Annotated in this window: 18 protein-coding genes and 4 tRNA genes; 11 read left to right on the top strand and 11 right to left on the bottom strand. The window is 60.9% G+C overall.

The window, feature by feature from the left end; all coding sequences use genetic code 11:
* Nucleotides 1-23 precede the first annotated feature (23 nt).
* Nucleotides 24-2,105 (top strand): carboxy terminal-processing peptidase, encoded by a 2,082-nt coding sequence (locus BLR69_RS00450; protein ID WP_172832123.1) that lies wholly within the window; start codon nt 24-26, stop codon nt 2,103-2,105.
* Nucleotides 2,106-2,223: 118 nt separating this feature from the next.
* Entirely contained in the window at nt 2,224-3,993 is a 1,770-nt protein-coding gene (locus BLR69_RS00445) for a bifunctional diguanylate cyclase/phosphodiesterase (RefSeq protein WP_071496321.1), read from the top strand.
* Here BLR69_RS00445 and BLR69_RS00440 read toward each other — a convergent pair.
* From BLR69_RS00440 to BLR69_RS00425, 4 genes are all read right to left on the bottom strand, one after another.
* Nucleotides 3,990-4,361, bottom strand: a complete 372-nt coding sequence (locus BLR69_RS00440; protein ID WP_005786715.1) for a hypothetical protein — start codon at nt 4,359-4,361, stop codon at nt 3,990-3,992. The genes BLR69_RS00445 and BLR69_RS00440 overlap by 4 nt on opposite strands.
* On the bottom strand, nt 4,358-4,699 hold the full coding sequence (locus BLR69_RS00435; protein ID WP_071496166.1) for a helix-turn-helix domain-containing protein: 342 nt from the start codon (nt 4,697-4,699) through the stop codon (nt 4,358-4,360). The genes BLR69_RS00440 and BLR69_RS00435 overlap by 4 nt, the downstream gene beginning before the upstream one ends.
* Nucleotides 4,700-4,791: 92 nt before the next feature.
* Nucleotides 4,792-5,250 (bottom strand): YkvA family protein, encoded by a 459-nt coding sequence (locus BLR69_RS00430; protein WP_071496167.1) that lies wholly within the window; start codon nt 5,248-5,250, stop codon nt 4,792-4,794.
* Nucleotides 5,251-5,658: 408 nt separating this feature from the next.
* Entirely contained in the window at nt 5,659-6,390 is a 732-nt protein-coding gene (locus tag BLR69_RS00425; RefSeq protein ID WP_071496168.1) for an FKBP-type peptidyl-prolyl cis-trans isomerase, read from the bottom strand.
* 247 nt (nt 6,391-6,637) lie between these two features.
* Here BLR69_RS00425 and BLR69_RS00420 point away from each other — a divergent pair, with 247 nt between their 5' ends.
* The 3 genes from BLR69_RS00420 to BLR69_RS31290 all read left to right on the top strand — a co-directional run bounded on the left by BLR69_RS00420 (nt 6,638) and on the right by BLR69_RS31290 (nt 9,842).
* Complete coding sequence (locus tag BLR69_RS00420) at nt 6,638-8,446, top strand: di-heme-cytochrome C peroxidase (RefSeq protein ID WP_071496169.1); 1,809 nt, start codon at nt 6,638-6,640, stop codon at nt 8,444-8,446.
* Nucleotides 8,443-9,609 (top strand): catalase family protein, encoded by a 1,167-nt coding sequence (locus BLR69_RS00415; protein ID WP_071496170.1) that lies wholly within the window; start codon nt 8,443-8,445, stop codon nt 9,607-9,609. Before BLR69_RS00420 ends, BLR69_RS00415 begins: the two co-directional genes overlap by 4 nt.
* Before the next feature lie 110 nt (nt 9,610-9,719).
* Entirely contained in the window at nt 9,720-9,842 is a 123-nt protein-coding gene (locus tag BLR69_RS31290; RefSeq protein WP_255337134.1) for a hypothetical protein, read from the top strand.
* A 12-nt stretch (nt 9,843-9,854) separates the two neighbouring features.
* Here the strand turns inward: BLR69_RS31290 and BLR69_RS00410 are convergent, their stop codons facing one another.
* The 5 genes from BLR69_RS00410 to BLR69_RS00390 all read right to left on the bottom strand — a co-directional run bounded on the left by BLR69_RS00410 (nt 9,855) and on the right by BLR69_RS00390 (nt 14,958).
* Complete coding sequence (locus tag BLR69_RS00410; protein ID WP_071496171.1) at nt 9,855-10,781, bottom strand: LysR substrate-binding domain-containing protein; 927 nt, start codon at nt 10,779-10,781, stop codon at nt 9,855-9,857.
* Nucleotides 10,782-10,864: 83 nt separating this feature from the next.
* Entirely contained in the window at nt 10,865-12,871 is a 2,007-nt protein-coding gene (locus BLR69_RS00405; RefSeq protein WP_071496172.1) for a CocE/NonD family hydrolase, read from the bottom strand.
* Nucleotides 12,872-12,898: 27 nt separating this feature from the next.
* Nucleotides 12,899-14,482: a BCCT family transporter gene (locus BLR69_RS00400; RefSeq protein ID WP_071496173.1), complete on the bottom strand. Its 1,584-nt coding sequence runs from the start codon at nt 14,480-14,482 to the stop codon at nt 12,899-12,901.
* Between the two features lie 304 nt (nt 14,483-14,786).
* A tRNA-Asp gene (locus BLR69_RS00395) sits at nt 14,787-14,863 on the bottom strand.
* 19 nt (nt 14,864-14,882) lie between these two features.
* Nucleotides 14,883-14,958: transfer RNA gene (locus BLR69_RS00390), tRNA-Val, on the bottom strand.
* A 201-nt stretch (nt 14,959-15,159) separates the two neighbouring features.
* Between BLR69_RS00390 and BLR69_RS00385 the strand changes: the two genes are divergently transcribed.
* From BLR69_RS00385 to BLR69_RS00375, 3 genes are all read left to right on the top strand, one after another.
* Nucleotides 15,160-15,678, top strand: coding sequence for a sigma-70 family RNA polymerase sigma factor (locus BLR69_RS00385; RefSeq protein WP_071496174.1), 519 nt, complete (start codon nt 15,160-15,162; stop codon nt 15,676-15,678).
* Nucleotides 15,679-15,684: 6 nt separating this feature from the next.
* A complete protein-coding gene (locus tag BLR69_RS00380; protein WP_071496175.1) occupies nt 15,685-16,668 on the top strand; it encodes a FecR family protein in 984 nt (327 codons plus the stop codon).
* Between the two features lie 78 nt (nt 16,669-16,746).
* Nucleotides 16,747-19,179, top strand: coding sequence for a TonB-dependent siderophore receptor (locus tag BLR69_RS00375; protein WP_071496176.1), 2,433 nt, complete (start codon nt 16,747-16,749; stop codon nt 19,177-19,179).
* Between the two features lie 143 nt (nt 19,180-19,322).
* Here the strand turns inward: BLR69_RS00375 and BLR69_RS00370 are convergent.
* Both BLR69_RS00370 and BLR69_RS00365 read right to left on the bottom strand, forming a co-directional pair.
* Nucleotides 19,323-19,399, bottom strand: a tRNA-Asp gene (locus BLR69_RS00370).
* A gap of 19 nt (nt 19,400-19,418) precedes the next feature.
* Nucleotides 19,419-19,494, bottom strand: a tRNA-Val gene (locus tag BLR69_RS00365).
* A gap of 159 nt (nt 19,495-19,653) precedes the next feature.
* Between BLR69_RS00365 and rdgC the strand changes: the two genes are divergently transcribed.
* The 3 genes from rdgC (at nt 19,654) to sugE (ending at nt 22,097) form a co-directional block, all read left to right on the top strand.
* The gene (rdgC, locus tag BLR69_RS00360; protein WP_034103031.1) at nt 19,654-20,574 is read left to right on the top strand and encodes a recombination-associated protein RdgC; all 921 of its coding nucleotides are present in this window, start codon (nt 19,654-19,656) and stop codon (nt 20,572-20,574) included.
* A gap of 137 nt (nt 20,575-20,711) precedes the next feature.
* Nucleotides 20,712-21,677: a bile acid:sodium symporter family protein gene (locus BLR69_RS00355; protein ID WP_071496177.1), complete on the top strand. Its 966-nt coding sequence runs from the start codon at nt 20,712-20,714 to the stop codon at nt 21,675-21,677.
* A 105-nt stretch (nt 21,678-21,782) separates the two neighbouring features.
* Nucleotides 21,783-22,097 (top strand): quaternary ammonium compound efflux SMR transporter SugE, encoded by a 315-nt coding sequence (sugE, locus tag BLR69_RS00350; RefSeq protein ID WP_071496178.1) that lies wholly within the window; start codon nt 21,783-21,785, stop codon nt 22,095-22,097.
* The last annotated feature ends 57 nt before the right edge of the window (nt 22,098-22,154 follow it).

The following is a 22,154-nucleotide window of genomic DNA, read 5'->3' as shown; positions in this document are numbered from 1 at the left end:
AATTGCCCCCGCGTCGAATCAGCATGAAGCATCTGTTCCCCAGCACCGCCCTCGCTCTATTCATTGGTCTCGGCTTCGCGTCGATGTCGACCAATACGTTCGCAGCCAACAGCTGGGACAATCTTCAACCTGATCGCGATGAGGTGATTGCCAGCCTTAACGTCGTCGAGTTGCTCAAGCGTCATCACTACAGCAAGCCGCCGCTGGACGACGCTCGCTCGGTGATCATCTACGACAGCTACCTCAAGCTGCTGGATCCGTCGCGCAGCTACTTCCTGGCCAGCGATATTGCTGAGTTCGACAAATGGAAGACCCAGTTCGACGACTTCCTCAAGAGCGGCGACCTGCAGCCCGCATTCACCATTTACAAGCGTTACCTGGACCGCGTCAAAGCGCGTCTGGACTTCGCCCTGGGTGAGCTGGGCAAAGGCGTCGACAAGCTCGACTTCACCCAGAAGGAAACCCTTCTGGTGGACCGCAAGGACGCGCCTTGGCTGACCAGCACCGCCGCGCTTGACGACCTGTGGCGCAAACGCGTCAAGGACGAAGTGCTGCGCCTGAAGATCGCCGGCAAAGAGCCCAAGGCCATCCAGGAGCTGTTGACCAAGCGCTACAAGAACCAGTTGGCGCGCCTGGACCAGACCCGTGCCGAAGATATCTTCCAGGCCTACATCAACACCTTCGCGATGTCCTACGACCCGCACACCAATTATCTGTCGCCAGATAACGCGGAAAATTTTGATATCAACATGAGTCTGTCGCTGGAAGGCATCGGTGCCGTCCTGCAAAGCGACAACGATCAGGTCAAGATCGTGCGCCTGGTGCCGGCAGGCCCGGCCGACAAGACCAAGCAGGTCGCTCCGGCGGACAAGATCATCGGCGTGGCCCAGGGCGACAAAGAGATGGTCGACGTGGTCGGCTGGCGCCTGGACGAAGTGGTCAAGCTGATCCGTGGGCCGAAAGGCAGCGTGGTGCGCCTGGAAGTGATTCCGCACACCAATGCACCGAACGACCAGACCAGCAAGATCGTGTCCATCACCCGTGAAGCGGTGAAGCTCGAAGACCAGGCCGTGCAGAAGAAAGTCCTCAACCTCAAGCAGGATGGCAAGGACTACAAGCTGGGTGTGATTGAGATTCCGGCGTTCTACCTCGACTTCAAGGCCTTCCGTGCCGGCGACCCGGACTACAAGTCCACCACCCGCGACGTGAAGAAAATCCTCACCGAACTGCAGAAGGAAAAAGTCGACGGCGTGGTCATCGACCTGCGCAACAACGGCGGCGGCTCCCTGCAGGAAGCTACAGAGCTGACCAGCCTGTTTATCGATAAAGGCCCGACCGTGTTGGTCCGCAACGCTGACGGCCGAGTCGACGTGCTGGAAGACGAGAACCCGGGCGCCTTCTACAAAGGCCCGATGGCCTTGCTGGTCAACCGCCTCTCGGCGTCGGCTTCGGAGATTTTTGCCGGTGCCATGCAGGACTACCACCGCGCCTTGATCATCGGTGGCCAGACCTTCGGCAAGGGCACCGTGCAGACCATCCAGCCGCTGAACCATGGCGAACTGAAGCTGACCCTGGCCAAGTTCTACCGGGTTTCCGGGCAGAGCACCCAGCACCAGGGCGTACTGCCGGACATCGATTTCCCGTCGATCATCGACACCAAGGAAATCGGCGAAAGCGCCCTGCCGGAAGCCATGCCGTGGGACACCATCCGCCCTGCGATCAAGCCGGCGTCGGACCCGTTCAAGCCGTTCCTGGCGCAGTTGAAAGCTGACCACGACACCCGCTCCGCCAAGGATGCCGAGTTCGTGTTCATCCGCGACAAACTGGCCCTGGCCAAGAAGCTGATGGAAGAAAAAACCGTCAGCCTCAACGAAGTGGACCGCCGCGCGCAGCACGCCGACATCGAAAACAAGCAACTCGTACTGGAAAACATCCGCCGCAAGGCCAAGGGTGAGGATCCACTCAAGGAGCTGAAGAAGGAAGACGAAGACGCGCTGCCGGCCGAAGCGGAAAAAACCAAGCCGGAAGACGACGCTTACCTGGCCGAGACCGGTCGGATCCTGCTGGACTACCTGAAGATCAGCAAGCAGGTGGCCAAACAGTAAATGATGGCGATTTAATGTGATCGCTCCCTGGAGTGTCATCATATAGACATCATTCTGTCGTGAAATGAAGGACCGCAGGTTTCAAGCCTGCGGTCCTTTTTTTTCGATCGAGATCGCCATGACCATGACCGAACAGCTGAATGCACTGGGCTCTATCCTGGCTCAAGGCAGTTTGCACAGCCTGTTCCAACCGATCATTTGCCTGTCTGAGAGGCGCATTCTCGGCTACGAAGCCCTCAGTCGCGGCCCGTCCAACAGCCCGCTGCACTCCCCCGTCGCCTTGTTCTCCGTGGCCGGCCAGGCCGGACGCCTCAGCGAACTGGAAATGGCCTGCCGCGAAAGCGCGTGTCGACGCTTCAGCGAGCAGAAGCTGCCGGGCAAGCTGTTCCTCAACGTCTCGCCGCAATCGCTGATGGAAACCGCGCACCAACCGGGGCGCACCCTGCAACTGCTGCATGACTACGGCATCCCACCGAGCCAGGTGGTGATCGAGCTCACCGAACAAACCCCCACCAATGATATCGACCTGTTGCAAACCGCCCTGTACCACTACCGCAACATGGGGTTCTCGATTGCCCTGGATGACCTCGGTGCCGGCTATTCCAGCCTGCGCTTGTGGTCGGAGCTGCGCCCGGATTACGTGAAGATCGACCGACACTTCATCGACGGCATCCATCAGGATGCGCTCAAGCGCGAGTTTGTCGGCTCCATCCTGCAGATCGCCAAGGCGTCACGCGCCCAGGTGATCGCCGAGGGCATCGAGTTGCCCGAAGAGTTGGCGGTGCTGACCGAGATGGGCGTAGACCTGGTCCAGGGCTACCTGCTGTGCCGTCCACAAGAGCAACCGCCGCAGGAAGCGCGCCTCATGCTGCCCAAGCCCGACAGCGCCAACGTGGCGCTGAACGAGGAAGGCAGCGACCTCAGCGCCCTGCTCAGCGAACAGCCGGCGGTGGACCAGGACACCGCCACCGCCCAGGTACTCGAAGCGTTCCGGCGCCAGGCCAACCTCAATTCCCTGGCGGTGCTGGACGGACGTGGGCACCCGGTCGGCATCGTGCACCGGCATTCGCTGTCGGATGCGCTGCTCAAGCCGTTCGCCACCGACCTGTTTGCGCGCAAGCCCATCAGCCGCTTGATGAGCACCGACTTCCTGGCGGTGGAGTTGAGCCAGTCGCTGCAACAGGTCAGCCGCCTGCTCACCAGCCGTGCACGGCAACGCATCGAAGAAGACTTCATCATCACCCTCAATGGCGATTACCTGGGCCTGGGCCGGGTGATCGATGTGCTCAAGCTGATCACCGAGCTGAAGATCCAGCAGGCGCGCTACGCCAATCCACTGACCCTTCTGCCCGGCAACGTGCCGATCCAGCAGTGCCTCACACGCCTGCTGCTACAGCAGCGCGAGTCGGTGATCTGCTACGTGGATATCGACAGCTTCAAGCCGTTCAACGATATCTACGGCTATGGGCGTGGGGATGAGGTGTTGCTGTGCCTGGCGCAGTGCCTGAACGACCGCGTCGATCCCAGCCGCGACTTTGTCGGGCATATCGGCGGCGATGACTTTTTGCTGGTGCTCGGCCCACAGGACTGGCGCAAGCGGCTCAACCAGTTGCTGGATGACTTCCATACCCAATGCCGGCGTTTCTACCGCGCCGAGCATCTTGAGGCCGGCTGTTTCGTGGCATTGAACCGCCAGGGCGTGCGCCAGGAGTTTGCACTGCTGTCGCTGTCCATCGGGGTGGTGCATTTATATCCACAGGCCTGTGGACAACTCGATGCCAGTCAGTTGGCGGAGTTGGCGTCACAAGCCAAACACCATGCCAAGGATATGGCCGGCTACAGCATCCACGTGATCGACAGCATGGACGCACTGCCCCAGGCGCTTTAGGCCTCGGCGGACTCGGGATACTCGTATTCAAACACCCGCACCACTTCCGACGCATGCCAGGAGGCGGCGGCCACGCCATCGGACGGCCCGCTGAAACGCCCCAGGCGCTCCACACATTCAAAAAATCCGGTGCGCGGTAAACGGCTGGCGCCCTGGCTGATCACCAGCGAGCTGCGCAATGGCTGCTCGGCCTTGGCGTCCAGCGCCGCCAGGTGTTCCAGCGCGGCGGCCAAGGTCTGCATGGCCGGGGTGGGAAATTGCAGGCGCTCCAGCAGCGCACGGTAAGTCAGCAAATGGCGCTGGCGGCGCGCCTGGTCCAGTTCGTTGAGTAACCCATCCCAGTGTTGACGGCTGATACGTAGACTCAAGATTCATCCCTCCAACCTGCAACGCCCAATTCCCAGGCCAGGCTGCGGCGGATCGCGGCATCCGGCTGGCGTTCACCACTTTCAATCAATCCAAGATATGAGGGGCTGATGCCCACGGTGCGGGCCAGGCTCTCGATCGCCAGGCCCTTGGCTTCGCGCAAGCCGCACAGGTCGGCGAGCGGGCGCAGGTCCTGTGCAGGGGCGGCTTGGGCAGTCGATGAGGAAGGAGGTAGCGTAGGCTGTTGCTGACCGGCAGCTTTTAGCAGCGCCTGGTACTGATCCCATGGCAACACCGCATATTCGGGTTCGCCATTACGTGAAATTATCTGAATATCCATGACTGCCCCGTAGGATAACTGCACTTACTAAGTAAGCTCTTTCCTTAGGAGTGTAATCCTAACAGCCACAAAGGTCGCAGGGGATAGCCAAGTCATGGGTTTTTTTGCGGGTTTTCCTGGGCCAGCAGCGCGGGTGTCGCAGGCAGGCGCTCAACCACAGCGAGTTTTTCCGGGCGCTGGGCCTCGCGCCAGGCGCGAAACGCGCTCAGTTCGCCGTCCAGGGTCTTCATGACCCATGCCAGCACGGCAATGTCATCCAACATACCGAACATGGGGATAAAGTCCGGGATCGCATCAATCGGGCTGAGGAAATACATCAGCCCCGCCACCACCGAGATCAGCGCCTTGGGGCTGATGGCCCGGTACTCACCGCGCCAGTAAGCCAGGCACAGGGCCTGGAGCAACTTGAGATCATCCTTGAGCTTGCCCAGGCGGTTGCCTTGGCTCGAGCCTTTGCCGGCGACCGCAAACAACAGCGTCGGCAAGCGCCCACGCCCCAGGAGACGTGCGGCCATGGGCAGGAAACGGGTGAAATTGAAGGGTGGTTTCATTCGTCACTCCAGTTCCAGGCGACATAAAAGGTTATCCACACAAATTGTGGATAACCTTGTGAACAGAGCCTATTTTCCGGGCTGAAAGCCACGTAGTACAAGGCTTGCAGTCAGATCGGGCGTTTTTTGCGCACTGAAAAAAAACCCAAGATTTCATTGACTTGGCGTTGATGTGCGGCTACCCGTACTCGAGTCTTATATCAGACTGTTACCGGCTGCAGACGTTCGTTTGAATTCGCCAAGCTCTAATGTGGGAGGGGGCTTGCTCCCGATGGCAATGGTTCAGCCACAGCATAAGTGACTGATCTACCGCAATCGGGGGCAAGCCCCCTCCCACATTCAGGTGCCTGCTGGCCCCAGAAACAACAACGCCCCGTCGAGACGGGGCGTTGTGTGTTCAGGCGCCGATTACTTCTTGGCGGCTGGTGCAGCAGGCGCGTCAGCCTTGGCTGGGTCCTTGATAGCCAGCAGTTCCAGGTCGAATACCAGCACGGAGTTGGCTGGAATCGTCGGGCTCGGGCTCTGTGCGCCGTAGGCCAGGTCGGACGGAATGTACAACTCGACCTTCTCGCCCACGTGCATCAGTTGCAGGCCTTCGACCCAACCCGGGATCACACCGCTGACCGGCAGGTCAATCGGGCTGCCGCGATCCACGGAGCTGTCAAAGGTGGTGCCGTTGGTGAGCTTGCCGGTGTAGTGAACAGTCACCACGTCGGTCGGCTTGGGCTGGGCGCCATCAGCCTTCTTCACGATCTTGTACTGCAGACCGGAAGCGGTGGTGACGACGCCGTCTTTCTTGGCGTTGTCTTCGAGGAATTTCTTGCCGGCGGCTGCCGACTCTTCGCTCATCTTGGTCATGCGTTCTTCAGCACGCTTCTGCAGTGCGGCAAACGCTTCAACCAGTTCGTCGTCTTTGAGCTTCTGCTCTTTTTTACCGACGGCATCTTCGATGCCCTGGGCTACAGCTTTGGAGTCCAGGTCATCCATGCCTTCTTGGGCAAGGCTCTTGCCCATGTTCAGGCCGATACCGTAGGAAGCTTTCTGCGCCGGGGTTTTCAGCTCTACGCTGGTCTGCGAATCACAACCCGCAAGTACCAGGCTAACCAGGGCCACCGCCGCCGCCAACCGATGCTGTTTCATGCTATTTCCTTGTTCATGCGCCAAAAGGGCATTCGAATAAAGTCGCGAGCTTATCAGGCGGCCACGACCAATGGCTACCGGCATGTGAGCAGGAAACTTCCGATAAGTTCACGTGTTTAAAAGCATTTTCATTCATGATGGGGGCCCGCGAAGGATCGTGGGACCGCCTACTACCAGGCTCATGGCCACTTGCCGCACCTGTGGCGTAGTGGCATAACAACGCGACAACTCGACAAGGATAGTTATCTTGCGCATTTTTTCCCGTGTTTTACTCCTGATATTCGCCCTGCTTGGCATCGCCTTGGCGCTGGTGCTCTATTACACCATCAACCCCAAGCTGCCGGACTACGTGCCCGTGGAGCAGGTGCACTACCAGGATCAATGGAGTGCCGCCGACCGCCAGACCTATTACTTCACGCCCCAGGGCACGCAAGTAAAAGGCCTGCACTACGACTGGTTCACCGCCCTGGAGTTGCCGTTTTCCGAGCGACGTTTTGCCACGCCCGACTACCTGGCGCGCTTCGGTTTCCTGGTCGACCCCAAGCAGGTGCCCACCGCGCAAAACCCCGGCAACTTGCCCGTGGGTTTCGCACGGCATAAAAACACCGGCAGCAACGTCGAATACCTGGATATCACCTGCGCTGCCTGCCACACCGGCGAGCTGCATTTCAAAGGCCAGGCCCTGCGCATCGACGGCGGTTCGGCCCAGCATGTACTGCCCTCCAGCGTTCCGACCCTGCGCGGCGGCAGTTTCGGCCAGGCGTTGGTCGCCAGCCTCGCCGCCACCTACTACAACCCGTGGAAGTTCGAGCGTTTTGCCCGCCAAGTGCTCGGCGATCGCTACGACACCGAGCACAAACAACTGCGCCAGGACTTCAAGCAATCGCTGAACCAATTCCTCAAGGTGGCCTGGAACGACACTCATCGCGGCCTCTATCCCACCGAAGAAGGCCCCGGCCGCACCGACGCATTTGGCCGTATCGCCAACGCCAGCTTTGGCGATGCGATTTCCCCAGACAATTATCGCGTCGCCAACGCGCCGGTGGACTACCCGCAGTTGTGGGATATCTGGACCTTCGACTGGGTGCAATGGAACGGCTCGGCCCAGCAACCCATGGCGCGCAATATCGGTGAGGCCCTGGGTGTCGGCGCCACACTGAGCTTTTTCGACGCCGCCGGCCAGCCGCTCCAGGGCGATGCGCGTTACCCGTCCAGCGTCCGCGTGCGTGACCTCAACCTGATCGAAGAAACCCTGCAACGCCTCAAGCCGCCGACCTGGCCCGAGGACCTGTTCGGCGCCATCGACAAGCCCCTCGCCACCCAAGGCCGTGCACTGTTCGCGGAAAACTGCGCCGGCTGCCATGTGCCCAGTGTCACCCAGGAAAACGGCCGCCCGGTGCAACAGTTGAAAATGCTGCCGGTGGACTACATCGGCACCGACCCGGGCACCGCCAGCAACATTGCTGACCAGCGCTACGACCTCAGCGCCCTGCAATGGGACCCGGCGGAACTGGCCAAGCTCAATGTCGAGCTGCACCCGACGCCGACCGAACCGCTGGACCTGAAAAAAATGTCCGTGGCCAAGGGCCTCGCCTACGTCACCGCCTTTGTCGAAGAGCACGCCTACCGTGCCGCCGGCGTGACCCCGGCCGAGCGTCCGCGCCTGGATGGCTACGGCTTGCCCATCGGCGTGCGCGAGCTGCGCGCCTACAAGGCACGGCCGCTGGCCGGCGTGTGGGCTACGCCGCCGTTCCTGCACAACGGCTCGGTGCCGACGATCTATCAGTTGCTCTCGCCCCAGGATGAGCGCAGCACCACCTTCTATAAAGGCACCTTCAACTACGACCCGCGTCATCTGGGCTTCGAGACGGCGGCGTTCAAGAATGCGTTCCTGTTCGATACCAAAATCACCGGCAACCACAACAGCGGCCATGAATTCCGTGCCGGCAGTCGTGGCAATGGCGTGATCGGCCGTGGCCTGCTACCGCAGGAACGCTGGGCGCTGCTGGAATACCTCAAAGTGCTGGGCGGCCCGCTGGAGCAACAACTGCCATGATGATTCGATCCCCCTACGACCGACCTTCCCTGCTCGCCCGCCTGTGGCTGCGCATCGGCGCGTTTCTGGGCAAGACCTTGCTCTGGCTGGTAGGCCTTGGCCTGCTCGGCTGGCTGGCCGCCACCGCCTGGTATGCCTGGCAGCACAGCGGGCCGGTGTCACCGAATGAGCAGGTTCCGCCCGGCGAAGCGGCGATGACCCAAGGCATCATCCAGACGGCGGTGCGCATCGTCGACCAACACCGCGAAGGCACGCGCTACCTGCGCGATGCCCACGCCAAGGCCCACGGCTGCGTGAAAGCCGAAGTCAGCGTAATGGCCGACCTTGATCCGGCGCTGCGCCAGGGCGTGTTCGCCGAACCGGGCAAGACCTGGCAGGCGCTGATGCGGCTGTCCAACGGCAACGCCTACCCGCAATTCGACAGCATCCGCGATGCCCGGGGCATGGCCCTCAAGTTGTTGGACGTGCCGGGCAAGCAACTGTTGGCCGACCAGCAGACCCGCACCGAACAGGACTTCGTGATGTTCAGCCACCCGAACTTCTTTGTCAGTGATGTGGCGGAGTACGCACAGAACATCGGCGCCCAGGCGGATGGCAAGAAAGTCCTGGCGTTCTTCCCCAAGGTCGACCCGCGCACCTGGCAGGTCCGTCACCTGTTCATCGCCCTGGCGACCTTGGCGCCAGCACCGGCGAGCCCGACACAGACCACCTACTTCTCGGTCTCGCCCTACAAGTTCGGCACGGCCAACGCCAAGTTCCGCGTGGCCCCAGACCCGCAGAGTTGCCCGGAGTATGCACTGCCCAAACAGAACCAGGACCTGCCGAATTTCCTGCGCAGCGCCTTGAGCCAGCAGCTGTCCACCGATCGCGTGCCCGCGTGTTTCGTGCTGCAGATCCAGCGGCAGAACCCGCAGAAATTCATGCCGATCGAAGACACCAGCATCGAGTGGAAGGAAAGCGATGCGCCCTACGAAACCGTGGCCAAGGTGCGTATCCCGGCGCAGGACTTCGATACCCCCGAGCAGAACCTGGCGTGCGACAACCAGTCGTTCAACCCCTGGTTCGGTGTAGCGGAACATCGCCCCATCGGCGGCATCAACCGCCTGCGCAAGGCGGTGTATGAAGCGGTCAGCGATTACCGCCACAGCCGCAACGCCCCGTAAAAAGTGCGTAACAATGGACCCGGCGGCGTAAGGATTGCGTCGGGTCTATTGAGCCACTACCTTCCCGCCTCTACCGTGAAAACCTACTCCATCACCCGTAGGAAAACACCGTGGAAAGCTCAACCCTCGGCATGCTCGTACTCACCCTGATTGCGGTGTTCGGCACCGCGTCTTTTTGTTTCGAGCACTTGGCGACGCGCCAGAACCGGAAGAAAAAAACCGGCCAGCGTTGACCTTCAGCCAGGTCACTCGACCTCGGCAGTCTTCGCCAGTAACCATTGGCGAAAACTGCGCGCAGCCGACGGCGGGTTGCGGTGATGGGGTTGCATCAGATGCAGGCGGCCGCGGCTGTGCATGGTATGGGGCAAGGCCATTTGCAGGCGCCCGGACGCCAGGTCGTCCTCCAACAGACTCTTCCAGCCCAGTGCGACGCCGTGCCCCATCACCGCCGCCTGCATCAGCAACTGATAGCTGTTAGTGCGCAGCGCGTGGCGCGGAGAGTAATAATCGGCACCGGCGTCGGTGAACCAGTCGGCCCAGGTCAGCCAATCGTGGTAGTGATCCTCCACGATCAGCAAGGTATGGGCATGCAGCAAATGGTGTACATCGCGAATCGGGCCGTGGTGCTCGAGGTAGGCCGGGCTGCACACGGTGATGACCTGCTCGCTGGCGAACATCGGCGATAGTTCGAGGCCGTGGGGCGCGGCCAGTTCATCCAGGTGATAGAACAGGCCCAGGTCATACTCATTGACGTCCAGATGGCTGGGGCTTTCGCTGCACAGGATGCGGATATCGAGGTCCGGGTGTTCGCGCTGGAATTGCGGCAACAGACCGGCGAGCCAGATCGTGCTGATGGTGGGCGTGCTGGCCAGGGTCAACTGGCGGTCGGCGCCACGCCGGCGCAACTCGGCGGATTCGCGATCCAGTTCGCGCAGCAGGCGCTGGATGGTGCGAAAGTAACGCACCCCGGCGGGTGTCAGGCTCAGGCCCTGGGCCAGCCGATAAAACAACGGGCGGGCCAGGTCCTCTTCAAGGCGCTTGACCTGACGGCTGACCGCGCTCTGGGTCAGGTTCAGTTCATGGGCGGCCTGGGTAAAGCTCAAATGGCGGGCAGCCGCTTCGAACGTCTGCAAGCAGTTGAGCGGTGGAAGATCGACGTTTCGGCGCGACATGAGCAGTTCCATTGGCAATGACGAGCCCGGGTTGCCCCAGGCCCGCAGCGATCACGATGGCAAGTATCCTGCCAGTTGCTCGCTTACAGCGCGACCCTGGCCACGCGCTTGCTCCATTGCCGACGATGTTCCAATTGGCCGTTTTCCCAGGCTGTCTGCTCCGCTTCGATGTAGAACCACTCGGCATCGGCGTGCACGCTCAAATGGCTTTCCACCTCTACGGCCCACTGGTCACGGCTGACGCGGTAGTGCCATTCAATATCCGCCCGCGTCGACAGCGGGTCCCAGGGCAAGGTGCGGTATTGCTCGGTGCAACGCTGGTCGACCGACAAGCCGTGATCGGTAAAACGCACCGCACCCAGGTCGTCTTCGATCTTCACGCAGATTTCACCACTAGCCACATCTTCGATCAGGGTGCGTTTCGGCGCCGCAGCGCGCAGCACGTCCATCGCCACTGGCGTCGCCGATTGCGGCGCCTCGAACGGGCAGTCAACCGCCACACCGGTGAATACCGGCAGTTGCAGGCTTTGCAGGGTCGGCAGCAAGGTCAACGTCGTCAGCTCGCGACTCGGCCACAGCAACGGGAAACTGGCGGTGCCAAGGGCCAGGCGCAGACGGTAGCCGGCCGGCAGGCGCATGCCGATGTGGTCGAGGTTTAACTGCACGTCCATCGGCTGACCCGGGACTACAGGTGTTACGCGGGAGAAGTCTTCACGCAGCGTGAGATTGAGCACGCCATAACTGATCTGCGTCACCTGCCCGTCCGGTGCCACGGCATTCAGCCGGGCGACCAATTGGCCGCAGGCTGTGTCACTCGCCAGGCGCAGCTTGAGGCGGGCGTCGCCCAGCAACGCCAATGGCTCGGTCAGCGGTTGGGAATCGAAGCACAGCGAGTGGGCATCATCACGGCGCTGATCCGTCGGGCCATCGGGGCCAAACCAGATGGCGCAGTATTCGCCCTGGTGCAGCCCAGTGGTCAGCGGCGAGCAAATGCTGCGCGGTGTGACCAAGGGCTGTGTACCAGGATCCAGGCCGTGTTCGCCAAGGCTGAAATCGGTCCATTGCACCTGTGGGTCCGGCCAGCCGGCAGTCTGTACCCAAATGCCCGGCCGTTCGGCATAACTGCCCTTGGGCGGCAGAATATCCTGTAGGTAAAAGGTACACGCTGCGTCATCCATCACGCCGTTATCCACGCCTTTGAGCCAGTGATCCCACCAACGCTTGGCCTCCTGCAGAAAGCCGATGGCTGGATTGGGCACGGCGAAATGCGGATATTTGTGAATCCACGGGCCGATCATGGCCTTCTTCGGCCCTGGCAGGTTTTCCATCAGGCGCGATACGGCATTACGGTAGGCATCGCCCCAGCCGCCAACCGCATACACCGCAGCCTTGATTTGCGCATAGTCCTCGCACACTGAGCCATGGCGCCAATAGTCATCGCGAGTCTGGTGCTGCAGCCAGGTTTCGGCGAGCAACGGCATGGCGTCCAGGCGTTGGTGCCAGAGGCTTTTCCAGTCCTCGACCAACAGCGGATCGGGCACCGCCGCGCTGAAGTTGAGCATGGTGGCGGCCCAACCGAAGTTCTCCATCAGCAGGTTGCCGCCCTTGTAATGGATGTCATCGGCAAAGCGGTCATCGGTGGAGCACAGCGTGATGATCGCCTTCAGCGCCTCGGGCTGGCGTGCCGCGACTTGCAGGCCGTTGAAGCCGCCCCACGAGATACCCATCATGCCGACGTTGCCGTCGCACCACGGCTGCCGGCACAGCCAATCGATCACTTCGAGGGCGTCCTCCTGTTCCTGCAACAGGTATTCATCGGCCATCAGGCCCTGGGATTCACCATTGCCACGCATATCGACGCGCACGCACACATAGCCCTGCCCCGCCATCCACGGGTGGGTCAGCGCATCACGCACAGCCGTGCCATCGCGCTTGCGGTACGGCAGGTATTCCAGGATCGCCGGGAAGGTCTGCGGGTCGGCGACTTGCGGCAGCCAGATGCGGGCGGCCAGTTGGGTGCCATCCTTCAAAGGGATCAGGCAGTGCTCGATCTCGCGCACGGTGTAAGTAAACTCAGTGACGATTTCCATCAGTAACTCCAACAGCAGTTCAATCGATCAGCGGGCGAAATCCGGCAGCGGGCTGGCGCCACGCAGTTCCGTCTCAGGTGTCCGCTGAAGGCGTTTCTCATCCAGCAATGCGGGATTTTTCAACCAGAAGATCAGTGAGGTACTGGCCAGCAACACCAGGATCATGCCCGGCAAACCGCCGAGGTTAGAGAGCATCTTGACCCCGTCCACGCCGACAAACGCGACCATCACCCACGACACCGTCCCGATGATCAGGCCCCAGACAATCTTCAGCAGCGGGTTGCCGTCGAGGTCGGAATCGGCAGTCACGCCCTTGCTGCACAGGTTGGCGATCACGTCGGTGCTGGAGTCTGCAGCGGTGACAAAGGAGATGAACGCCACGAACAGCAGGAACGCGATCATCAGGCCGCTGGCCGGCAATTGCTGGAACATCTGGTACAGCACGTGCTCCACGCCTTGCTCGTTGAGCACACGGTTGAGGCTGCCGTCGCCCAGCGCATCGAAATACAGGCTGGTGCCGGAGAAGATGCAGATCCACACCGCCGTGAACAACGCCGGGTAGAGCATGTTGATGTGGATGAATTCGCGCACGGTATAGCCACGGCCGATCTTGCCGAGGAACAGCGCGCTCACCGGCGCCCAGGCAAACCACACCGACCAGTAGAACACCGTCCAACTGTGCGGCCAGGTGTCACCACTGGCAGCGCCGGTGAACAGGCTGCGGCTGAAGAAGGTGTCGAGGTAGATGCCGAGGGATTCGACGCCAAGGCTGAACATGTACAAGGTCGGCCCGCACAACAGCACGAACAGCCCCAGGGCCAGCATGATCCAGGTGTTGAACGAAGACAGCATCACAATGCCTTTTTGCAGGCCACTGGCGGCCGAGGCGACAAAGGTAATGACGATGATTGCAATGATGATGGCCAGGCGGAACGGCGTGGTTTCACCGCCGATGTATTGGGCCAGGCCACCAGCCAGGGTCAGGGCGCCAGTGCCCAGGGACGAGGCCATACCGGCGACCAGGGCGAACATCGCCAGGGTGTCGATCAGCCCGGCATAGCGCCGGACCCGCGCTTCACCGAGCAACGGTTCAAGCATGGCGCCGATGGAAAAATTGCTGCGACGGTTGTAGAACACCAGCGCAAACACCAGCGAGGGCACCAGGTAGATCGCGTAGGGTGTGATGGTCCAGTGCAGGAACATCGTCGACATGGCGAAGCTCTTCGCCGCTGCGCTGCCGGCTTCAATCGGCAGGCTGGTGGGAGGGCCGTACAAGTGGTAGAGCGGTTCGGCGGTGGTCCAGAACAGCACGCCCACCGCGAGGGTGGTGCACAGTGCCACCATGAACCAGCGCCATTTGCTCAGCAACGGCTGGGCGTCTTCACCGCCGATACGCACCTTGCCCAGCGCGGAGAAGTAGACGATGGCGGTCAGCACGACCATGGCAAACGAGCCGGCGCTGAACAGCCAGGAAAAGTTTTTCAGGATCAGGTTGTTGAGCTGTTTGCTGATCGCCAGGAACGCATTCAGGTCGACGTAGCTGGCGATCACCGCCGCCAGCAGGATCAGGAAAGTTGGCCAGAACACCAACGGACGCAGTGGATATTTCATCTAGAGCCATTCCCCTTGCAGACTATTTTTTGTGTTGGAAAGCGGGCACCGCAGCGTCCTGCTGCCGATGACTCGCCTGGAAGTCTTCGCGTGGCTATAGATAAACGTTTAAGCGGCAAGGGGTGCAATCGACCAATGTGCATGGGGGTATTCCCCCACGTCATGACGCACCAGCACAGTTCAGGGCGAAGAGGCAGTGCACAACGTCAAGGCAAGGGAGGTCAAATCGCGGACGAAAAAAAGCCCGCTCAATGAGCGGGCTTCCTGTGGTGACCTGGCGTTCAGCATTCCAGATTACCGAATATGGCGCAGCGGACGGGACTCGAACCCGCGACCCCCGGCGTGACAGGCCGGTATTCTAACCGACTGAACTACCGCTGCGCGTAACACTTGAAGCGAATGGTGGGTGATGACGGGATCGAACCGCCGACATTCTGCTTGTAAGGCAGACGCTCTCCCAGCTGAGCTAATCACCCTTCACTTTCGGTGTGGGCGGCATCATACACCAAAAATTCGCAATGTCTTGATTTAAATGCACTTTATTTGAAATATTTTCTCGCCAATGACAAAACCCAGCAAAAACGGGGTTCTGTGCCCTCAAACGCGAGTCTATTGCGTTTACCGGCGGCTAGACCGCACAATTAAAAACTATTCTCAATAACGCCTGAGTCACGCCTATGTCTGTGGGTGAACCGCCATTCCAACGGGAAATTACCCAGCTCTACAGCGAGCATCATGGCTGGCTGCTCACCTGGCTGCGACGCAAACTGGGCTGCCGCCAGAATGCCGCCGACCTGGCGCAGGATACCTTTGCGCGGATCCTGAACGCGCGCGAATCGGTGGCCGGCATCCGCGAACCCCGGGCTTACTTGAGCACCACGGCCAGGCGCCTGATCATCGACCAGGCACGGCGCAAGCAGATTGAACAGGCCTACTTGCATGAATTGGCCCTCACCATGGAGGCGCTTGAGGGATTCCAATCACCGGAGCAGATCCACACCACCCTCGAAGCCCTTGAACAGATCGCGTTTATCCTCGAAGGCATGCACGAGTACTCGCGCCAGGCATTCGTACTGTATTACCTCGAAGAACTGACCCAACAGCAAATCGCCCGACAGCTCAAATTGTCGGAACGCACAGTGCGCAAATACCTGATCCAGGCGCTCATGCACTGCAGCCACAGCATGGACACTTGATCAAGCATGTCGCACGTCCACCCACAGATAGAAGAACAAGCCGCCGAATGGCTGCTGCGCCTGCATGACGGCGAACTGGACGAGGCCCAGCGATTGGCGTTCGAGTGCTGGAAACAGCAAAGCCCGCAGCACGCAGCAGCCGCCGCACGTATGGAGGCTGTCATCTGCCGCATGCAGGCCCTGCGCGGCAAAAAAGCCCCGGCTCGGGCAGCGTTGAGCGCCGCGTTTGCGCAGCCCAAAAACCGTCCCGGCAAGCGCGCCGTACGCGCGCTGGTGTTGGCGTGCAGCCTGGCGATACCTGCTGCGGCGCTGCTGCTCAGCCCTTATCCCCGGCAGTGGATGGCCGATGTGCGCAATGGTCCGGGCCAGTGGCAAACCCTGCAACTGGCGGATGGTTCCACACTGCAACTCAATGGTATCAGTGCGGCAAACCTGCATTTCGATGGTAAACAGCGCCGTATCGAATTGCTGCACGGCGAGATTCTGGTGGAGGTCGCCCACGACGCCACGCGACCGTTTGTGGTGCAGACGTCTCAAGGCACATTGCGGGCGCTGGGCACGCGGTTTGTGGTCAAGCGTGAAGGTGATGTCACGGTGCTGAGCATGCTCGAATCCCGCGTGGCCGCACACAGCGCCAACGGCGAGCAGACGCTGGAAGTCGACGCGGGCTCGCAGGCCATCATGCACTCGAACGAGGTACGCCTGACCGGCACTGTCGACCCGAGCAGTATCAACGAGGCCTGGCGCCGCCACCAATTGGTGGTAGAGAACCGGCCCTTGCCCGAGGTACTGGATGAGATCGCCCGGCATCGTTCTGGCCGCGTGCAATTTGATCGCCATGCGCTGCAAGGCTTGCGCGTGTCTGCGGTGATCCCGCTGGACAACAGCGATCAGGCCCTGCAGTTGCTGGCGCAAACATTGCCGATCCAGGTGCAGGCCTACTCCCCTTGGCTGATCGTGGTCAGCCCCCAGGCACAGCCCAATAAATAATTATTCGCATTTGCTTCCGGTTTTTTCGAGACTGCCCGTCAAGGAAGGTAATTCGACACATAAAGGACTGCCTCCACCATGCACACCCCTTCCTACCCACGCGGGCGCTTTCGGCTACTGAAAAGCGCGCCGCTGTCCCTGGCCATGCTCACCGCCACCACGTTGCACATCAGCCTGGCCCAGGCCGATGCCGCCAGCGTCGCCGCCCGCACCTATGACATTCCCGCCGGGCCGCTGGGCAGTTCGCTCAACCGCTTTGCCCAACAGGCCGGCGTGGCCATCGTGTTCCAGTCCCATGAGCTGGAAGGCCTCAAAGGCCCAGGCCTGAAAGGCAACTACGACATCCAGGGCGGCTTTGACCGGTTGTTGCAAGGCAGCGGTTATCGCGCGGTGAAAAGTGCCCAGGGTTACGCGCTGCAGCCCGCCCCCATTGCCGACAGCGGCACCCTGGAACTGAGCCCGACCGCCGTCACCGTCAACCAATTGGGGAACGTCACTGAAGGCACCGGCTCCTACACCCCCGGCACTATCGCGACCTCGACCCGGCTGGTGCTGACGCCGAAGGAAACGCCGCAGTCGGTCAGCGTGGTGACCCGCCAGCACATGGATGATTTCGGCCTGAACAACGTCGATGACGTGATGCGCCATACGCCGGGCATCACCGTTTCCGCCTTCGACTCCGAGCGCTCCAACTACTACGCCCGGGGCTTTTCCATCAACAACTTCCAGTACGACGGCATTCCGTCCACGGCGCGCAACGTCGCCTACTCGGCGGGCAATACCCTGAGCGACATGGCCATCTACGACCGTGTCGAAGTGCTCAAGGGTGCTACCGGCCTGCTCACCGGAGCAGGCTCGCTGGGCGCGACGATCAACCTGGTGCGCAAGAAACCCACCGCCGACTTCCAGGGTCACGCGACCCTCGGCGCCGGTTCGTGGGACAACTACCGCAGCGAGCTGGATGTCAGCGGCCCGATGACCGAAAGCGGCAATGTGCGTGGCCGGGCCGTGGCGGCGTACCAAGACAAGCATTCGTTCATGGATCATTACTCGCGCCAGAGCCCGGTGTACTACGGCATCCTGGAGTTCGATCTGTCACCCGACACCCTGCTGACTGTGGGCGGCGACTACCAGGACACGCTGCCCAAAGGCTCTTCCTGGTCGGGCAGCTTCCCGCTGATCAACTCCAAAGGCGAGCGCAACAGCGTCAAGCGCTCGTTCAACAACGCCGCCGACTGGAGCAGTTGGGAACAGTACACCCGCACCGTGTTTGCCATGCTTGAACACGACCTGGGCAATGGCTGGGTCACCAAGCTGCAACTGGACCATAAGATCAACGGCTACCACGCCTTGATGGGCTCGATCCAGGGCGACCAGCCGCAGCCGGACGGCACCGCGCAACTCACGTCGGGCAAGTACACCGGGGAAACCGTCAGCGATTCCGCCGACCTGTACGTGAGCGGCCCGTTCAGCCTGGGCGGTCGCGAGCATGAACTGGTGCTGGGCGGTTCCATCAGCGCCTCGGAATGGAAAGGCAAAGGTTACTGGAACCTCTCCCCCAATATCGTCGACTTCAATAACTGGCGCGGCCACGCGGCGATACCGGACTGGGGCAAGGCACAATCGCTGACCGACGACACCGTGCGCCAGACCGGCGCCTACGTGACCACGCGCCTGAACCTGGCCGACGACCTCAAACTGCTGCTGGGCGGACGCGTGGTCAATTACCAGGTCACAGGCTATAACCCCAACTACCGCGAATCGGGGCGTTTCGTGCCCTACATCGGCGCCGTCTACGACCTCAATGACACGTACTCGGTCTACGCCAGTTACACCGATATCTTCATGCCGCAGGAAAATTACAACCGCGACCGTGACAACAAACTGCTTGAACCCGATGAAGGCCAGAACTGGGAGCTGGGGGTGAAAGCCGACTTCCTCGACGGTCGGGTGAACGCCAGCGCGGCCTACTTTGAAATCCATGAATCCAACCGCGCACTCTCGGATGACGCATACAACAACCAGACACCGATACCCAACAACTATGCCTACAAGAGCAGCAAGGCGGTGACCAAAGGGTATGAGCTGGAGATGTCCGGCGAAATCGCCCCGGGCTGGCAGTTGCAGGCCGGCTACACCCACAAGGTGGTGCGCGACGACAAGGACGTGAAGATCTCCACCTTTGAACCTGAAGACCAGGTCAAGCTCTACACCACCTACAAACTCAAGGGCGACCTGGACAAAATGACCGTGGGCGGTGGCGTGCGCTGGCAGAGCGTGGGCTGGCAGGACATCTACAACACACCCCATGGTGGGTATGAGGAGTTTTCCCAGGAGGCCTATTGGCTGGTGGACCTGATGACCAAGTATCAGATCAGCAAAAACCTGTCGGCGACGCTGAACGTCAACAACCTGTTCGACAAGCACTACTACACCAACATCGGCTTCTATAACTCTGCCGCTTACGGCGAGCCGCGCAACTTCATGGTCAGCACCCGCTGGGATTTCTGATTACCCAATAAAAAACGCCGCTGATCATCGGAAATGATCGGCGGCGTTTTTGGGGGTTTTACAAACCCCAGACAGCAAAAAGCCCGCTCGATGAGCGGGCTTCCTGTGGTGACCTGGCGTTCAGCATTCCAGATTACCGAATATGGCGCAGCGGACGGGACTCGAACCCGCGACCCCCGGCGTGACAGGCCGGTATTCTAACCGACTGAACTACCGCTGCGCGTAACACATGAAGCGAATGGTGGGTGATGACGGGATCGAACCGCCGACATTCTGCTTGTAAGGCAGACGCTCTCCCAGCTGAGCTAATCACCCTTCGTTTCGGTGTGGCGCGCATTCTACGGAGCGACCTTAAGTCTGGCAAGCACTTTCTTAAATCTTTTTTTTGATAGCTTCCAATGGCTTAGGCAGGGTTGGCCTGGGACGTTATCAAGAGAATAATGCCCCCCTTTGTATAAAGGAGAGACTCACCCCATGTGGTTCAAGAACCTGCTTATCTATCGCCTGACCCAAGATCTGCCTGTTGATGCCGAGGCGTTGGAAGCGGCCATGGCCACCAAACTGGCGCGCCCTTGTGCCAGCCAGGAGTTGACCACTTACGGTTTCGTCGCGCCGTTTGGTAAAGGTGAAGACGCTCCCCTGGTTCACGTCAGCGGTGACTTCCTGCTGATCGCCGCGCGCAAGGAAGAACGCATCCTGCCGGGCAGCGTGGTGCGTGACGCACTTAAAGAGAAAGTCGAAGAGATCGAGGCCGAGCAAATGCGCAAGGTCTACAAGAAGGAACGCGACCAGATCAAGGATGAAATCATCCAGGCGTTCCTGCCCCGCGCCTTTATCCGTCGCTCGTCGACCTTCGCCGCCATCGCACCGAAACAGGGCCTGATCCTGGTCAACTCCGCCAGCCCGAAACGCGCCGAAGACCTGCTGTCGACCCTGCGTGAAGTGATCGGCACCCTGCCGGTGCGCCCGCTCACGGTAAAAACCGCGCCAACCGCGATCATGACCGACTGGGTCACCACCCAGAAGCCGGCCGATGACTTCTTCGTCCTCGACGAATGCGAACTGCGCGACACCCACGAAGACGGCGGCATTGTGCGCTGCAAGCGCCAGGACCTGACCGGCGAAGAGATCCAGCTGCACCTGACCACTGGCAAAGTCGTGACCCAACTGTCCCTGGCCTGGCAGGACAAGTTGTCCTTCATGCTCGACGACAAAATGACCGTCAAGCGCCTGAAGTTCGAAGACCTGCTGCAAGACCAGGCGGAACAGGACGGCGGTGAAGAAGCCCTGGGCCAACTGGACGCGAGCTTCACCCTGATGATGCTGACGTTCGGCGATTTCATCCCGGCGCTGGTTGAAGCACTCGGTGGCGAAGAAACCCCGCAGGGCATCTAAGCCATGTGAAACTCAAAATGTGGGAGGGGGCTTGCCCCCGATAGCGTTCTGTCAGTTAAAACACCTTTGACTGACAGACTGCAATCGGGGGCAAGCCCCCTCCCACATTTGATCGAATCCAACAAAAAGGACATCCCATGCGCGCACTCGCCGCCTTGAGCCGCTTCGTCGGCAACACCTTCGCCTATTGGGTGTTGATTTTCGCCGTCGTCGCCTTCCTGGAACCGGGCTGGTTCATCGGCCTGAAAAGCGCCATCGTGCCCCTGCTGGGCCTGGTGATGTTCGGCATGGGGCTGACCCTCAAACTCGACGACTTCGCCGAGGTCGCCCGCCATCCCTGGCGCGTGGCCCTGGGCGTGGTCGCGCACTTTGTGATCATGCCGGGTGTGGCGTGGCTGCTGTGCCAGGCTTTCCACCTGCCGCCGGAAATTGCCGTCGGCGTGATTCTGGTTGGCTGCTGCCCGAGCGGTACGTCGTCCAACGTGATGACCTGGCTGGCCCGTGGTGACCTGGCGTTGTCGGTGGCCATCGCTGCCGTCACTACCCTCCTCGCCCCACTGCTGACCCCGGCGCTGATCTGGCTGCTGGCCTCGGCCTGGCTGCCGGTGTCGTTCATGGAGTTGTTCTGGTCGATCCTGCAAGTGGTGCTGCTGCCGATCGTGCTCGGCGTACTGGCGCAACGCGTGCTCGGTGATCGTGTCCGCCATGCGGTCGACGTATTGCCACTGGTGTCCGTGGTAAGCATCGTGATCATAGTCGCGGCAGTGGTTGCCGCCAGCCAGGCGAAGATCGCCGAGTCGGGCCTGTTGATCATGGCCGTGGTGATGCTGCACAACAGCTTCGGTTATCTGCTGGGTTACTTCACCGGCCGCGTGTTCAAGTTGCCATTGGCACAACGCAAATCGCTGGCGCTGGAAGTGGGCATGCAGAACTCCGGGCTGGGCGCCGCGCTGGCCAGTGCGCACTTTTCGCCGTTGGCGGCGGTGCCGAGTGCGCTGTTCAGCGTCTGGCACAATATTTCCGGGGCATTGCTGTCGACCTACTTCCGCCGCATAAGCGAGAAGGAAGACCGTCGCGCCCTGGAGAACACGCCACAAACTTGATCAGCCGGGCACTTTTCGGCACTCTACCGAGCTTCGCGGGGACGACCCTGCGACGCTTCAAGCGCCTAATCCGGGGACGACCCCACCTAACGTTAGGAGGTCATCATGTCCTGGGTCATTCTGTTTTTTGCGGGTCTGTTTGAAGTCGGCTGGGCCGTCGGCCTGAAGTACACCGACGGTTTCAGCAAGCCACTGCCTACTGCGCTGACAATCGCCGCCATGGCCATCAGCCTCGGCCTGCTGGGGCTGGCCATGAAGGAACTGCCGCTGGGCACGGCCTACGCCATATGGACCGGCGTGGGCGCCGTGGGCACCGTGATTGCGGGGATCATCCTGTTTGGGGAGTCCATGGCGCTGTTCCGGTTGGCCAGTGTGGCGTTGATCATCTGTGGGCTGATTGGCCTCAAGATCAGCACCTGAGCCACTACCGTCATCGGGGGCAAGCTCCCTCCCACCTTTGATTTGTGAACACAGTCA

The sequence above is a fragment of the Pseudomonas azotoformans genome (genome assembly GCF_900103345.1).
GTDB classification, from domain to species: Bacteria; Pseudomonadota; Gammaproteobacteria; order Pseudomonadales; family Pseudomonadaceae; genus Aquipseudomonas; species Aquipseudomonas azotoformans.
Note: the sequence above shows the minus strand (reverse complement) of the source record. Positions and strands in the feature narration are given on the sequence as shown.

Excerpts from the sequence above, each read along its gene's own strand:
- BLR69_RS00375 (WP_071496176.1), top strand. The coding sequence starts at position 16,747 with ATGCACACCCCTTCCTACCCACGCGGGCGCTTTCGGCTACTGAAAAGC.
- BLR69_RS00385 (WP_071496174.1), top strand. The coding sequence starts at position 15,160 with ATGTCTGTGGGTGAACCGCCATTCCAACGGGAAATTACCCAGCTCTAC.
- BLR69_RS00450 (WP_172832123.1), top strand. The coding sequence starts at position 24 with ATGAAGCATCTGTTCCCCAGCACCGCCCTCGCTCTATTCATTGGTCTC.
- sugE (WP_071496178.1), top strand. The coding sequence starts at position 21,783 with ATGTCCTGGGTCATTCTGTTTTTTGCGGGTCTGTTTGAAGTCGGCTGG.
- BLR69_RS00400 (WP_071496173.1), bottom strand. The coding sequence starts at position 14,482 with ATGAAATATCCACTGCGTCCGTTGGTGTTCTGGCCAACTTTCCTGATC.
- BLR69_RS00380 (WP_071496175.1), top strand. The coding sequence starts at position 15,685 with ATGTCGCACGTCCACCCACAGATAGAAGAACAAGCCGCCGAATGGCTG.
- BLR69_RS00445 (WP_071496321.1), top strand. The coding sequence starts at position 2,224 with ATGACCATGACCGAACAGCTGAATGCACTGGGCTCTATCCTGGCTCAA.
- BLR69_RS00355 (WP_071496177.1), top strand. The coding sequence starts at position 20,712 with ATGCGCGCACTCGCCGCCTTGAGCCGCTTCGTCGGCAACACCTTCGCC.
- BLR69_RS00430 (WP_071496167.1), bottom strand. The coding sequence starts at position 5,250 with ATGAAACCACCCTTCAATTTCACCCGTTTCCTGCCCATGGCCGCACGT.
- rdgC (WP_034103031.1), top strand. The coding sequence starts at position 19,654 with ATGTGGTTCAAGAACCTGCTTATCTATCGCCTGACCCAAGATCTGCCT.
- BLR69_RS00405 (WP_071496172.1), bottom strand. The coding sequence starts at position 12,871 with ATGGAAATCGTCACTGAGTTTACTTACACCGTGCGCGAGATCGAGCAC.
- BLR69_RS00425 (WP_071496168.1), bottom strand. The coding sequence starts at position 6,390 with ATGAAACAGCATCGGTTGGCGGCGGCGGTGGCCCTGGTTAGCCTGGTA.
- BLR69_RS00415 (WP_071496170.1), top strand. The coding sequence starts at position 8,443 with ATGATGATTCGATCCCCCTACGACCGACCTTCCCTGCTCGCCCGCCTG.
- BLR69_RS00435 (WP_071496166.1), bottom strand. The coding sequence starts at position 4,699 with ATGGATATTCAGATAATTTCACGTAATGGCGAACCCGAATATGCGGTG.
- BLR69_RS00410 (WP_071496171.1), bottom strand. The coding sequence starts at position 10,781 with ATGTCGCGCCGAAACGTCGATCTTCCACCGCTCAACTGCTTGCAGACG.